This is a genomic window from Paenibacillus massiliensis subsp. panacisoli DSM 21345 (genome assembly GCF_000426545.1).
GTDB classification, from domain to species: Bacteria; Bacillota; Bacilli; order Paenibacillales; family Paenibacillaceae; genus Paenibacillus; species Paenibacillus panacisoli.
This window is the reverse complement of sequence record NZ_AUFO01000021.1, coordinates 18,040-32,466: the sequence shown is the minus strand read 5'-3', so window position 1 is coordinate 32,466 and position 14,427 is coordinate 18,040. Positions and strand designations below refer to the sequence as shown.

At 48.4% G+C, this 14,427-nt stretch carries 11 protein-coding genes; all 11 read right to left on the bottom strand.

The window, feature by feature from the left end:
- Positions 1-16 precede the first annotated feature (16 nt).
- Entirely contained in the window at positions 17-1,519 is a 1,503-nt protein-coding gene (locus K331_RS0117265; RefSeq protein ID WP_028591272.1) for a discoidin domain-containing protein, read from the bottom strand.
- A 29-nt stretch (positions 1,520-1,548) separates the two neighbouring features.
- On the bottom strand, positions 1,549-2,397 hold the full coding sequence (locus K331_RS0117260) for a TolB-like translocation protein (RefSeq protein ID WP_028591271.1): 849 nt from the start codon (positions 2,395-2,397) through the stop codon (positions 1,549-1,551).
- A 261-nt stretch (positions 2,398-2,658) separates the two neighbouring features.
- Positions 2,659-5,502 (bottom strand): contractile injection system protein, VgrG/Pvc8 family, encoded by a 2,844-nt coding sequence (locus K331_RS0117255; RefSeq protein WP_028591270.1) that lies wholly within the window; start codon positions 5,500-5,502, stop codon positions 2,659-2,661.
- A 28-nt stretch (positions 5,503-5,530) separates the two neighbouring features.
- Positions 5,531-5,908 (bottom strand): DUF4280 domain-containing protein, encoded by a 378-nt coding sequence (locus K331_RS0117250; protein ID WP_028591269.1) that lies wholly within the window; start codon positions 5,906-5,908, stop codon positions 5,531-5,533.
- Between the two features lie 23 nt (positions 5,909-5,931).
- Entirely contained in the window at positions 5,932-6,477 is a 546-nt protein-coding gene (locus K331_RS0117245; RefSeq protein WP_036635191.1) for a hypothetical protein, read from the bottom strand.
- Positions 6,478-6,506: 29 nt separating this feature from the next.
- A complete protein-coding gene (locus K331_RS29825) occupies positions 6,507-7,133 on the bottom strand; it encodes a hypothetical protein (protein WP_051289894.1) in 627 nt (208 codons plus the stop codon).
- A 201-nt stretch (positions 7,134-7,334) separates the two neighbouring features.
- Positions 7,335-9,104, bottom strand: coding sequence for a carboxylesterase/lipase family protein (locus K331_RS0117235; RefSeq protein ID WP_028591267.1), 1,770 nt, complete (start codon positions 9,102-9,104; stop codon positions 7,335-7,337).
- 552 nt (positions 9,105-9,656) lie between these two features.
- Complete coding sequence (locus K331_RS0117230; RefSeq protein WP_028591266.1) at positions 9,657-10,358, bottom strand: YceI family protein; 702 nt, start codon at positions 10,356-10,358, stop codon at positions 9,657-9,659.
- A 139-nt stretch (positions 10,359-10,497) separates the two neighbouring features.
- On the bottom strand, positions 10,498-12,105 hold the full coding sequence (locus K331_RS0117225) for a DUF1593 domain-containing protein (protein ID WP_028591265.1): 1,608 nt from the start codon (positions 12,103-12,105) through the stop codon (positions 10,498-10,500).
- Positions 12,106-12,356: 251 nt separating this feature from the next.
- Complete coding sequence (locus K331_RS0117215) at positions 12,357-12,755, bottom strand: hypothetical protein (protein WP_051289893.1); 399 nt, start codon at positions 12,753-12,755, stop codon at positions 12,357-12,359.
- Between the two features lie 44 nt (positions 12,756-12,799).
- Positions 12,800-14,383 (bottom strand): protein adenylyltransferase SelO, encoded by a 1,584-nt coding sequence (locus K331_RS0117210; RefSeq protein ID WP_028591263.1) that lies wholly within the window; start codon positions 14,381-14,383, stop codon positions 12,800-12,802.
- Between the last annotated feature and the right edge of the window lie 44 nt (positions 14,384-14,427).

Here is a 14,427-nt window from a genome sequence, read left to right as displayed (position 1 = left end):
CCTGAACAGTAATCTATCAGAACACCCTTACTTCGGAAATGCATGTATCAGGATATGTCGTACCAGATTCTACTTCGAGAATGGTCAGCTTGATCCACGAGGTCTGTACAGGTTCATCCAGCTCATACTTTAACGCATCACTACTCATTACAAGACGCTGCCCCTCGGAGAATTCCAATTGTATTCGCTTGAATCTATTATTGGCGAGATAAGACGTTTTGGATTTGGTTAACCCATTCAAGATTTCAAGCCCGTTCACCACTTGAGGCTGACCAAAGTCCAGCTTCACCCACTCCCCTACTCCGTCGCCAGCGGCACCCTCACACCATGCCGTATTGGCGTTTCCATCAATAAGATTAGCTGGATTATAGTTATTTCCTGATTGATCCGGCAGCGTTGATGATGCCGTAATCTGGTGTACAGGAATACTTGTACGATATTGTGTAAAATCAGTCCTACTCTCGATCCTTTGTACCGGTCTCAGGGTGTAGCCAATTCTGTTGAGTACAGCCGGGTAACGGACAACATCATTACTTTTCCAATTCCATTCCAGGATCGGACCGGATTCCTCGGCAAGCAAGAGCTTCTCACCATCCAATGTCATGACGGGAGCTTCTACCAAATCCACTGGGGGCTGACCGACACTCTGGGATTCCCCAGTTGTCATATCTACCAGAAATAGCTCATTGTCATTAGTCCCCGCATATAACAATTGATCCTTGCTGAGCCACTGCCTCAGCTCCAAACCTGTAGTTGCCACATGCTCATGCTGACTTACAGAATAATCCCGTAAATTAACAATGAACAGTGCACCACTAGTCTGTACAGCCAACCTAAGGCTATCTGGTGAGTACACCACTCCGTAGATAGCGCCTTCTTCATACGGTCCTTGATTAGTAGGAGCCTTCAGCTCCTGCAACGTCTGAGCCTGGAAGCGATACACGTACAGCTTATGGTCCATTTCATACACGCAGCTCTCCAGATCAGGTGAGAATTGGATAAATTGATTGGGCATATCTACCTCTAGCAGCTTCTCTGCTGTGTTTAGGTCGTATATCCCAACCTGCTGATGATCCAGCTCATGTGATTGACGAACCAGAGCAATACGGCTGCCGTCTGTTGATATACCTCCAAGGTATAGCTCATACCATGGATATGCTGCCCCGCTCTTCGCATGTAAACTCTTCATTACATCTTCTATTCGTACATAGCTGCTGCCTGTCGGGTCCGTCAGGTCTACCAGCTGATCCAGGCTCTCACTATCATTTTCACCATACATCAATAGCCAAGGAGTGCCCTGTTGAGCGGACACGTCTGGGTTGCTGCTGCCGTTTGGCGCCTGATTAGTAGTCTGTTCAACAGTGCTGGCAGCCAGAGTCTGATCACCCTGGGCAGCTATGGATTCAGAGCTAGCTCGTTCCTTACTTGTACACGCGCATAGTAGTACCAACAGGAAGATAAGATACAGTACCTTGACTGCATTTGCGCTTTGTCGTAACCGCTCAATCTTTTGATACATCACAGCACCTCAAATGATATTGTCAGCATCTAGTGTGCTGCTAAGTAATCCAAATAATCGACTTTACTCATAATCCATTGCTCCGGGTACGTCCAGTTACCATGTCCATTAACAGTACTGGTAATATCTCTTTTCTCATCATTTTGTAGCTCGACCAGAAAGGTCTTAACGAGCCCCTGATTAGCTTCAATCATCCTCGTATGATCTGGTGACAAGACAAAAGAATTATCTGCAGCCCCAATTCTCTGACTTTGCCCTGTCAACATATCCAGCACATAGATTTCGCTTAGAAATGAGTCTTCATGTTCATGCACCGTATATATAAGCTGCTCTGATTCATCCCACTGCACGATTGAAGATATATTGTGCTCTGTAACTATGAGCTCGGATGTTCCTTGCCGGATAGAGGTGATCATTATGCCATTATTAGCAGCAGGCAAGCTAATCTGATCATGATCTGGAGAGAATTTACCATGCCTGTATCGCTCCAGAGCACGATCCTCAGGGATGGCCTCCACTCCATAATCCTGTTCTAGTCGAATGTTCCATTTCTGACCTGATATACAATCATAGACGTAGAACTGTCCCTCCTGCTCATAGAAATAGTGAGTCAAATCAGCAGAGATATCGAGCAAGTCTCCTGGCATCTCAAAGCCTTGCGCCTTTTTTCGTTCCCGAAGGTCGTAGATCTCCACGTCAGATTGCTCCTCGCCATCCCACCAACGATACACAGCCAATCTACTTCCATCACTGTTCAGCTTTCCCATCGACAGGTAGGAGTCTTGGCTGTCCTGACGCTCTTCATCCGTCTGTAATTCATTGACTAATTCCTGAACCGAAATATAAGATTCGCCAGTAGAATCATCCAATCTGGTCAAGAACATCTCATCCTCACCAGGGCCACCGCCTAATGTCGCACTTAGCAGCCATTCCCTTATATCCTCCTTGGGGGGGACTTTTGTTTTTGCTAGCGATGTGGTCAGTTCTGTCTGAGTTTCAACATCCGTATTTAATAGAGGAGCAGCGCAAGCTGATAAGGTTAAAGCAAGCCATATTATAGATAATTTTTTTATAGAAATCATACTGCCCCCTTTCGCACTCATATTACAGCTAATTCTCTTCGACTTTCTCAAGCGGTCTTATCTATCTTTTCGATCTATAATGGCTAGCCCCTTAATACCGATAGGCTTCTCACTGAGTGACCTCTTAACGACTCCAACGGCTACAAGAAAGTTCACATATTCATCTTTGTGAACCGTAAGACAGCCTGTAGATGTAGGCCTATCTATATTATCTTTGTTATAGCCCTTGTGAATATTGATGCCCGTTGCAGTGTAGCTTGTCTTTTTGGAGCCTTTTGTGGCTGGTACACCTGCTCCATCCCGCACGCGTAGAGCTGGGTATGTGCTTCGATGATAGCCTCCTACGAATTCATACACACCATCAATTACTGTTGCAGCCACACTTTCGTTGTCCGGCAGAGAGCTTGCATTTTTACTGGTGTATTTAATTTGACCATTAACAACTACAATAGCCATTGCTCCATATCTTCCCTCTGGATGATTCTGCTGCGCATAGCTGTAAGACCCGTTGCCTTCAAAGAAAAATACAAGCGGCGTGTTCTTATTACTGGATAGCTTATTCTTAATCATACTGTTGTTCGTATAATCATTTACACGATAAAGCGCCTTCGCCTGTTTGCCCTTTAAACTGTATTTCTTAATGTATTGTTCAATATGACTTACTGCTACTAACCCATCCTTGTACTCGCTCTCATCTGCTGGTTTTTCGTCCTTCGGCTTATCAGGAGCTTTATCCGGCTTCGCGGGCACCTCGGTTACGGGCTTGCTCACAGGCTTGGTAGCAGTCACCTTCGGCCACGGAAGAATACCGTTAGCTACCTGATACAGGTATACCTCCAGCACCTCACGGCTGTAGCCCTTCCCGGCAAGACCATACTTCTTGGCAAAGTCGTATAATGCTGCATTAAGATCCGCATCCCACTCGTCTCCCAGAGGTAGCTTATAGGGGAAGCTGTCTGGAAATTTACGACCCAGCTTATTGAGGTTCTCACGCGCCTGCAGATTGCCGATGCCATACTTCTTACGCAGCTCAGCAGCCTCCTTCGCCAGTGCTGCCTTGTCAGCCACTGTAAGCTTGTGTGCCGCATCGGCATACAGGGCCGACAGCTCTGCCAGACGATTGGCATCCTTATACGACATGGCTGTACTGCCTCGGATCAGATCGTTGATGAGCACATGATCGCGCAGCTTGTTCGCCAGGGCATGAATTTTATTTTGCCGAGCCTTATCACCAGTTGCATGAGCCTCCCACCACTGAGCCGTATATTCATGCATCTGCGATCTGGCCCAATCCGGCATGGCGTCAATCGTCGCAAGCTGCTCACGCACCTGCTTGGCTTTGGCCGCCGCAGCCTTCGCCCCCTTCTGGTCGCCAGCTGCTATTGCCTTATAGTATTCTGCCTTGTATCGCAGCAATAGCTCTTGTGCCCAGGACGGATACTTCTTGCCCTGCAGTTCCTTCATTAACGACTCATATGCCTTCAGCTCTTCGAGCGGTACCTGTGCCGTCAACAGCTTCGCTGCCTTCAAGTGGAATTCCTCGTCTGCCTTCAGGTAGCTTGTTTTACTAGACAAATTCAGCCCCTTGGTTGCCGTAATCTCAACCTTCTTGCCATGCAGGACCAGATCAACATCTGCAGTGAAGCTCATATCATGTCTACTATATACATGCATGCCGCTGGCTGGATTCAGTCGAATGAGAAGCTTCTCCTTCTGAGATGACAAAGCAAGCTCCTTCTCATCGAATTTGGCTTTTTTCCCTGACCGAGTATGAAAAAGCTTGCGCTCAGGCTGCTGAATCTCATCTCCTACAAGCTTCTTCTTACGGATCGCCTGGATAACATAGGCCTCTCTCTCGTTGGCCGAGGGAAAGTATAGCTGCACCGTGTCCCCGAGCTCTGCCACGCATTGCCAGCCCACTCCATTCGCGGTATACATCGTTGGATAGGAGAACCACGTACTACCTGTCGGAGGCTCGGTATCCATATGAAGGTGCAGTCGGACAGACTCATTGGCCCTGTCAATGACTACGCCATCAATCGCTGTTCCGCAGAGCGTCGGAAGATATGCCTCCTCATATGACAGTCCCTCTTCAGGGACAAGCTCGTATACAAATGTCAAGAGACCCTTGACTATTGTGCCTGTTGCACGGTGTATACTCCACTCCCTATTCTTGAATATCACAATGTCCCCTGGTGCGAAGCGACCCGGATCTTCAACCTCGTAATATGTATTTATTTGGTTATTGTTACGACTGCCCGAGGCTGCAGCACTTTTTCGTATAGTGTAGTTAGTCCCCTCAAGTCTGCCCTTCACTTGCCCTCTGGATGTGCCCAGCCAGAATCGCGGAGCCTCAGAGGTCACCTCAGGAATTAATCCCGTTCCTAATCTGGATGCCATTCGCTGCAAAAACAACCAGTCGCTCTCCTGATACTGCAGCGTAAAAGCACCCAACGGACGTTCAGCATCAATTAGATCAATAAAATCACCATGAGGGTAAGCATCAATCCGGTCACGAAACAGCTTGTAATACGTCATCTCCGGCTCTTGATAGCTGCGGCTTGTCGGCCTTCTATCCAGCAGAATCGTATGAGAAGCCGCGCTGAGGGACATGGAGTAGACTCCATTGACCGACCTGACAGTCAACTGGGTGATCAATCCCTTGAAGAGGCATGCTGCTACTTGACTCCCGTCCATCTCATACACCTCGACCGGCTCGTCCTCATACATCAGTTTGTCATAGCCTTGCTCATCGTCATCCGAAATGACAGCGGTTAGATGAAGTCTGCCATGGTCATTAACCTGATGGATCAGATCGAGCTCCAGCAACCTGACAATAGGATAAGGAGCCATGATTTTAATATTTTCATAAGTAAGTATCCGCTCTGACAGGAGACCCATTAGCCCTCACCCTTTCCATCCGAGTAGTTCATTCCTGACCATCTGTATCAAATGAAATAATCCCACACCACATGCACATATTCGTAGAGCAGCTCAGTAGCGCTGGAGAATGATCCACCATAACGTTGTTCTTCCCATTCAACCAAGCCATCGAGACCGATGGTCGGCAGGGCTGCGGTATCAGGCGATCCAACTGCCCCTGACTGGCAGCAATCACATCTGGATTATGCTTGCTGCTGCACATGCCGAATGCAGGGATGTGCATTCCAGGCTCACAATCTCGAATACTTCCCTGCGCTCTGGAGTGAATGAATACCTGCCGTCCTGCTCCGGCTCGAAATACACCTGTTGCGCTCCCATAGCTGCAACGGACTGAAGCTCCATCTACGATATAACTATCACTCATCTCCCATACACATCCTTGCTATATTAATCCTTGCCAGCCAAGACATCCCGCTCGATCTGAAGCCGCTGCAACTGTATCCCCTTCATTGGGAATCGAAGCATGCATTCTGCCACATCCAGATCTACAACAACCTCAGGAGCCCCGGCCCCTTGAACCCTGCATACCTTATGACCACGAAGCTTTCTTTCATCCAGTACCATTTTTTTCAACGTTCCATCTCTATTCCACTCACTAAGCGGGGACAACGCATTAATAACCTCCGTGGAGGCCATAAGCCAACATAACCGCTGTGTCCTGGTGTGCTGGTCAGCAAGAATTACTTGCCGCCAGGCCAAGCCGGGCTGATACTGTTCCCAGATACCCTTCAGCTCATCCGATAACATGTAAAATGGATCATCCAGCCAATCCAGAAAAATAGCCTGTCCATTAACATAAAACTGGAGGGAGGATATATCCTGCTCCTGAGCTATCGCTATTTGCCTCAGCAGTTGTTCCTTGGTCAGATTGAGTGGATGGGCATAATCCGTGAACCGATCATCCTGTATTACACGATAGTACTCTATCTCCATCTCATGAACTCCACCTGTCTGTCAGCCTTTTAGATCCAGCCCATCAGTTCTTCTTCCTCCTGAAAAGGTTCTTCGGGGATGGAGTAGATCACCTTGCTGATCCCTTTGTACTCGCCAATTCTAATCTCAAGTCCCTCTTCCAGCTCCAGCTCAGCGAATTCTGGAAGCTTCACAGCCTCTCCTATACATTCCGCTCCTAATCGCACCACATATTCATGAAAATCCGGAATACAGGCCCAATGAACCTGCTCCACCTCCGGTTGGAGAAGGCGATCCATGTATAATTTGCGCCGGGATTCTAGCTGCTCACCAAGCTCGTGCCAGCAGGTCCACACCCACCCGGCATCATAACGCTCCTCACACGGCTTGGTATCAAAGAACCAATTCCGGTCAAATGCCTGCACCACATAATCATATTGCCGATGCATCAGATAGGTTCGTCTCATGGAAAAGGTGATATAAGCGATCGCTCCCTTGACTCCCTGATCTTGTTCAGTCTTGGCCAGCTTGCATATGCGCCGAAATGCTTCGACAAATTCAGCAGATCTGACATGAAACTGGTTACGATGTTCCTCTTCCAATTTATGAATATAGTCCTTCTTATGTACATCTATGTAATGCTCTCGGAAATGATACATGGCTTCTGCTCTATTCATAAATCCCCCTTTTTTCCTAGTATATAGGAAACGAAAAATCCTACAATGATAGGATAAGCCCATTTTTATGACGGTTTATGCATATTCATGAAAGGCTCCGCTATACACAAAAAACGACACTCTCTATAAAGAGAATGTCGTTTTTTGTAATAAGCTATTCGGTTCGTCTCAGCTGTAGGCTACGCTGTTGCTTCAGCTGAATTAATAATCCCAGAAGAAACGTCCCTTCAGTACATCTTCTGTCAACAGCTTGTAGGTATCCTCTGGAAGCTCCTTCTTCATTTTCTCCAGTACAGCTTCCTTATCACCATTATAATCCTCTGACATGCCGAAGATCGCTTGTTCTTTGTCACCGTCGAATTTCATGATGCGTTCCTTGCCATCCTCGGCAGTCCATGGTGTCCATGCCTCAAGATCACCAGTAGCGCCTGTTCCCGGATTACCTGTGTACAGGAACTGCTTCAAGTAGGAGTTCATCACAGTCGACAGCTCCAGACGTCCTTGGAGATTGTCCTCAGTGAAGTATCCTTGTGGGAAGTAGGACGCAATCCCGTCAGCGCGACCCGTGTAGAAGTCCAGATCAGCACCGTGCGGAGCACCCAGCAGCGTATGGAGACGGTCAGAGATCAGGCCCTCTTTGGCTCCCCATGCGAAGCGATATGCATATACAGAAGGTTGGCCTTCTACAGCCGTCAGACGCTCTGCTACACGCTCGGCGTTGAAGCCAGCATACATCTCGCTACCATACTTAAGAGCAGCTGCGTATTGCGCTCCCTTAGTTGAATCCGTAAACAATGTTCCATCATTAATCGAAGGAGCGAAGTTCGGATCACCAAAGGCAAATCCGGAGAATTCCGTTTCCAGACTGCCGAGCAATACAGGGACCTTATTATAATTACCTTGATCCAGAGCATCAAAGCCTTCCTTTGGAATTACTGTACCATCACGGAACAAATGCGGGAACGGCTCCATACGAATCGCTGTGCTCCCGAAAGCTTTGACAAGACGATCAGCTGAGAGGGAGCGAACGTACGCATCCATTTGGCTGGAGGACAACTTGCTGATCCATGCCTTGGCATTGTCTAAGGAGTTCGCTTTGCCATCCTCAAGAGCCAGCTGTGCGAGTACTTCCTTGGATTTGCGCTCTCCATCTTCTGGAGCTGCTGTAGTCAGACCGCCACTGAACGCGATAGCCTTGTGGTACAGACCTTTACCCAGCGGAGAAATCAGCGCCGCCAGTACATCACGTGCTCCGGCAGATTGTCCAGCCAATGTGACATTGTTCTTGTTACCGCCGAATCCTTCAATGTTGTCCTGCACCCACTCCAATGCGCGGAACATATCGAGTAAGCCGTAGTTGCCAGAGTCATCCAGAGCATTATCCGTAGCGAGTTGGCTATTCTTGAAGAAGCCCAGGGCTCCCAATCTGTAGTTCACGGTAATAATGATGCTGTTGGTGCTGCGAGCCAGCTTCTCCCCTTGGAAATCCTTACCGGAGCCAGTCATATTCGCACCGCCATGGAAGAATACCATAACTGGCAGGTTCGTCTCCTTTGTATCTGGGCGCCAGATGTTCAGGTAGAGGGAATCCTCGCTGCCAACTGTTTTCTGACCGGAGAGCTGCAGACTGTTCGAAGCAAACGTCTTGGCTGCACGAATGCCAGTCCATGCTTCTGGCTCACGTGGTGCTTTCCAGCGCAGCTCGCCTACTGGAGGAGCAGCATACGGTACTCCGAGCCATCCCATTGTGCTATATACATCATTGGTAACCCCTTCAATCAGACCATACTTGGTCTGCTGGAGCGTATTATTTTGGAAGCCTGCATTCTGGAGCTTGTACACACCTGCATCCGCTGCATTAGTTACGGCAGTCAAGCCGCTATTTGCCGGGATTGTTCCTGCCACCAGACCAAATACAGTAGCCACTACCGCTGTACGTTTCAATAAAGCTCTTGTCTTCTTGCTCTTCATCAAGTAATTTCCCCTCGCTGCAATTATTTGTGTGAGTATATAAAAAAACCTGAATTAAGTGAACTTCTATAGCCATCACATCAATGCTACAGATCTTCAGCTCAATTCAGGTTTTGCCATAAACGTAACAATCCTGATCGAAATTAATAACACATATATTGTAAATATATACAGTTAAAATAAGTCTTATTCAGTTCATTCATACAGGGTTTTGCCCGCTATTAAGCGGTTACAATCCTTTTATTAATTTCATGTTAACATATTAATAAAACGTTTGCAATCATAAATATACAAGCTCTACAGAGAGACTCGTATTCGTCTTTAGGACCATTCTACTGGCTTACTAACGCTATTCTCCCCTGCTGCTCAGATGCTTTCCCCTTACTTGATACAGTAAATTATAGGTTGATTTATCGCTTTAATTTTCCATTTTATCAATGATAATTTACACAATCACTGATTTCACTAATTCACTGACCTACGAATGTCTGATCATACCACAAAAGAGGGAATGCCCCTCCTGTATGGAAGGTCATCCCCTCTACCTACGCATTATTTTGCAAGGATAAGCTCAAGCTGAACCGTGAATTCATTCTCGGTCTCAAGCACAACATTATGAGGATTCGTCAGCCCGAAGTCGGAGAACGTCACCTTTGTTGTACCAGACAGCATCAGCTTTCCTTCATTGTACACGGCCTGACTTTGGAACACGACGTCCTTATCCACGCCCTTCACTGTCAGTACGCCATTCATTTCGAATGGTACCGCAGTACCTTCAGTCCACTCTTGTGGTAGCTCCGAGAAGGAGGTTGCCTTGAAGGTCGCTTCAGGATATTGGCTGATATCCAGAAGGTCCGCCGCCTTCACATGCTCGTCCCGCTGCTCATTACCAGAGCTGAGTACGCTCAGATCTACGACGCCCTCTCCAGTGCTGACAGAAGGATCATTCACGTTCAACGTCCACTTTCCTGTAACCGCAGCATCCTCGAAGTTAACAGTCTCCCGAGAAGTCGTTACTGACCAGTACACCTTGGAGCCCTCGGCAATGTTCCAGTCCCCATTGATCTGGTCAGCTTGTACTGCTGTGCTTCCCGAAGCTGCTTCCGTTGATGTCGGCTGCGATTGAGCCGGAACTACGGATTGAATCTCTACATTGTTGCCCAGCGATTGGTTCATGACGTTATAACCGATGATACCTCCACCGATAATGACGACTGCCCCAATGCCTATAATCCACTTTTTATTGTTTTTCATGGAATCTCCCCTTCACGTAATCTCCTCATCCTTGGTATATTATGATATTGAGATATCAAATTTTAGGACATGAGCAGATTGTAGCAAATGTTTGTGTCAGGGAGATGTCAAAATACGGTGAATGTGCTAATATTCGATTTTATTTTACGGTGATAATCACACGCTGATAGTGCTTCAACGGATGCTCCCCGTTATCTTGGACCTCTGCAATGATATGAATGGTATCACCCGACTTGGCATTGGCAGGGACGGTAAAGCTTACTTTCTGCGTATCGCTGCCTTCCAGCGCAATCGTATCCGTCTTCTCACCAGGACTAAGCTCACGAGCTAGGCTTAATTGCAAGCCGCCCATCACCACAGGCTCAGCCTTCGTCGTCACCTCGCTATCCTGATAGGTGTCCGCCTCGAAATATCTCCACCATTTGTATGTCAATGTATCGCCATCCGGATCACTGCCCTCAGCCGTCAAAGTAACCTTCTCACCCGGTGCTGCCGTAAGATCCAGTCCTTCCTTAATAGTCAGCTTCGGATTATGGTTGGCATTCTCATACTCGGGTGTAATCGCCCAATCGGCACGAGCCGCAAAATCATTCTGAATATCATCGAACCAGCGCATCAGCGAATACTCTGCTTCATATTTCTTCGTATAGATATCGTAATCCAATACGTTATTTCTATACAGCTTATCGCTCACTGTACCAAAGCGTCCTCCCCAGCCTCCGTAGCTTGGATCTTCCATGCTGCGCAGCCCGTTGTCAATCAAATAGAAGAAGGAAGGAGAATCACCCTCGGAAATGAAATCATAACGCTTGTACTCTGGATTATTCTTAAGATAGGCCTCTGCTCCGCGCTGCTCCTCATCAAGCTCGCCTTCAATGATGTTGCCATCACCCATCAAGGCATACATACCCAGTAGCTTGCCGTGTCCATCTTTGATATTCGGGAACATCCAGTCTCCCTGCAGCTTGCTGTTCACTTCATCGGGATGAAGTTTCCACGCATAAGCGAAGTGCCAGAAGTTGGACTGGTCATTGATAATGCGAATATCCGGCCAGTTCTTGGCAATGTATTCATTGTAACTGTCGTCCTGATCGAGAATAATGTAGAGGACTACTTTATTGCTGACCTTTTGTCTAATCTGATCCCACTCTGGAGTATCCTTGTACTTCTCTTCGATGGATTTCAGTGCTCTAGCCGTAGTATTCGTACCTCCCCAAGTCTGAACGTACAGATCTCTGGAGTCATCGTCCAGGAACAGCTCCTTCAGGAACTCAGAGCCCTCCGTCTCCTTGGTCATTTCGCCTTTGTCGGAGATATTGCCGATTTTTGTCATACTCTTGAGCGTCTCTGGCTCAGGGTAGCCGTCTGTATGCTTGGACAGATTCGGATAGATTTCCCCGTAAGCATCGAGCATATCATACAGCCACTTTGTTCCTGTCCAGCGGAACGGCTCAATGCCTGCCTCCTTGTCTCCCGCATAGTGGTACACCGAGCTAGTCAGCACGATTCCAGCTAGGTCCATCTCATTGGAATATAACAAAAAGCGAATCACCGAGTTCATATCATCGACTTCACCATCTGTCGTAATGACTGTTCTCGCTTTCTGAGATTGCTGCTGCGTCGTCTCCTGCTGTGGCGGCTGCGGTACCTGCTGATTCGCCTGCCCCGGTGTACCTGCACAGGCACTCAAGCCAACTGTCAGGACTGTACTAACAGCCAGCATATTCCACCATGTATTCTTCCTCATTCGCTCTACCCCTTTTCTTCGATTCTGGATGCTATAAGGATTATTTCCATGTATTCCTTCATTGTTGCATGAAGACAAAAAAACCTGAAAATAAAGCTGCCACTTAAGTGGACAAGCTTATTCTCAGGTTTTGCCTGCATACACAGTTACAATCCTTTAGTGGACAATATAGCACACCCTCTCAGGAATGTAAACGGTTTTATTATAAGTATTCCAAGTTTGAAAGAGATACACTCCTCTTCAAGCTTGGATTATAAATTCCCAACAATTTCGATTCCATCCGCATGCTGCAGTGCTGCCCTAGCCCACTCTATAAAGGTACGCATGAAGCTCTGGGCTTCGGGATCATCGGGATAAAGGGCTTCCAGCTCCTCAAAAATGCGAAACCAGACATCTGCCGGAATCGGATTATCCCAGCAAGCATCAAAAGCTTCATAGCCTTCCCCCGCATACTCTTCATCCAGCGGGTATTGCCGCTTAATGATCTGAATGGGTTCAATAAAATCCTCATCATAAATAAATATTTGTTCAGCATTCTCTACCGCTGACCCTCCCCGCAAGGGGCAGAACGTATAACCAATGCCATTACGTGGCCCTTGGTAACGGAATCGCCAGATGTGAGTCCGTTCAGCCGCTGATGATCCAGTCATGTGCATCCCTCCAAGTCTGCTACAGCCTGACCGCCCTCACTACGTCACGTGCCGCAGAAGGTCCGATAATTGCACATCGAATCAGGCGGCCCTGCGGTATATTCCTCCTGCGCTGTCGAATAGGCGTATGGCTTCGACAGCACATCCAGCAGTCGTTCCATGACACCATGATCCCCCTTCAGCGCGGCCGCAAGCGCCTCCTCCACGCGATGATTACGGGGAATGACTGCAGGATTACTGAAGCGCATGAGCTCAAGCGATTGTTCACGTGTCTGCTGCTGCATCGCAAGTCTGCTCTGCCAGCGTGCATACCATGACACGTATTCTGCTGCCTCAGCGAGTGCAGCCTCTACTGGCTGCTCCAGTGTTAATGCGCGGAAGGTGTTGGTATAATCTGCGTGGTGCTCTTGCATGAGCTGCAGCAGATCAAATATCAACTGCTCATCCGCCTCCTTGTGCTCATCATCGACGTGTCCATCATGCTTCGGCTCATCCTGCCCAGTGACGTTCCCGGTAGCAGTCTGTTGCCCATTCTCAGCTGCTGTCTCAACAGCCTCTTGAGAAGCGAATATTCCCAGCTTGGCCCGCATACCTCGCAGCCAGTGCGCCTGATACAAGTCCGGGAACTCCGCCAACGCCTCCTGGGCTATTCTGATTCCCTCTTCCTCATCCTCATGAAGCAAAGGCAGCAGCGCCTCAGCTAACCTGGCCAGATTCCAGAGAGCAATATCCGGCTGATTACCATAAGCATATCGTCCTTGCTGATCAATGGAGCTGAATACAGTCGCAGGATCAAATTGATCCATGAAGGCACATGGGCCATAATCAATCGTTTCGCCGCTTAAGGTCATATTATCCGTGTTCATAACCCCGTGGATAAAACCGACCAGCTGCCATTGTGCAATCAGAGCCGCTTGCCGCTGGATCACCTGTCGCAAGAGTGCGAGATAACGGGACTGACCTTCTACTGGTAACACATTCGAATAGTGTCGCAGCCATGTATAATCAGCCAGTGCTCTCAGATCCTCCACACCACCCCAGGCGGCAGCATATTGAAATGTACCGACCCTGATATGACTAGCTGCCACTCGCGTTAGGACCGCACCGGGCAGCCCCTGCTCACGCAGAATCGTCTCGCCGGTGGTCACGACAGCCAGACTGCGGGTGGTCGGAATACCTAGTCCATGCATAGCTTCGCTAATAATATATTCCCGCAGCATCGGCCCCAAGGCGGCGCGACCATCCCCTCCCCGGGAATATGGCGTTCGTCCCGAGCCTTTGAGCTGAATATCAAGTTGTTGCCCCGCAGGAGTCTTATGCTCCCCCAACAGCAACGCCCGCCCATCACCTAGTCTGTTGAAATGACCAAATTGATGCCCTGCGTAGGCCTGAGCAAGTGGAGCTGTGCCAGCGGGCACCTCGTTACCTGCCAAGGTCCGAACCGCTTCCTCGCTCCTGAGCGCAGCTGGCTCTAGACCAAGGGTAGCAGCATAGCTTTCGTTCAGCACGAATAGCTCCGGGGCACGTACTGGGGTCGGTGCCTGTCTGGTATACATTAGCTCGGGCAGCTTGCCATAGCTATCATGCCAATTCCAACCAACACTCGCTTCTGTCTTCTTCTCTGTCATGGGAGCCTCCTTCTATACTAATAATGGACTCTTGCAAATAAGAA

Excerpts from the sequence above, each read along its gene's own strand:
- K331_RS0117210 (WP_028591263.1), bottom strand. The coding sequence starts at position 14,383 with ATGACAGAGAAGAAGACAGAAGCGAGTGTTGGTTGGAATTGGCATGAT.
- K331_RS29825 (WP_051289894.1), bottom strand. The coding sequence starts at position 7,133 with ATGAATAGAGCAGAAGCCATGTATCATTTCCGAGAGCATTACATAGAT.
- K331_RS0117250 (WP_028591269.1), bottom strand. The coding sequence starts at position 5,908 with ATGAGTGATAGTTATATCGTAGATGGAGCTTCAGTCCGTTGCAGCTAT.
- K331_RS0117255 (WP_028591270.1), bottom strand. The coding sequence starts at position 5,502 with ATGGGTCTCCTGTCAGAGCGGATACTTACTTATGAAAATATTAAAATC.
- K331_RS0117215 (WP_051289893.1), bottom strand. The coding sequence starts at position 12,755 with ATGACTGGATCATCAGCGGCTGAACGGACTCACATCTGGCGATTCCGT.
- K331_RS0117245 (WP_036635191.1), bottom strand. The coding sequence starts at position 6,477 with ATGGAGATAGAGTACTATCGTGTAATACAGGATGATCGGTTCACGGAT.
- K331_RS0117235 (WP_028591267.1), bottom strand. The coding sequence starts at position 9,104 with ATGAAGAGCAAGAAGACAAGAGCTTTATTGAAACGTACAGCGGTAGTG.
- K331_RS0117225 (WP_028591265.1), bottom strand. The coding sequence starts at position 12,105 with ATGAGGAAGAATACATGGTGGAATATGCTGGCTGTTAGTACAGTCCTG.
- K331_RS0117230 (WP_028591266.1), bottom strand. The coding sequence starts at position 10,358 with ATGAAAAACAATAAAAAGTGGATTATAGGCATTGGGGCAGTCGTCATT.
- K331_RS0117265 (WP_028591272.1), bottom strand. The coding sequence starts at position 1,519 with ATGTATCAAAAGATTGAGCGGTTACGACAAAGCGCAAATGCAGTCAAG.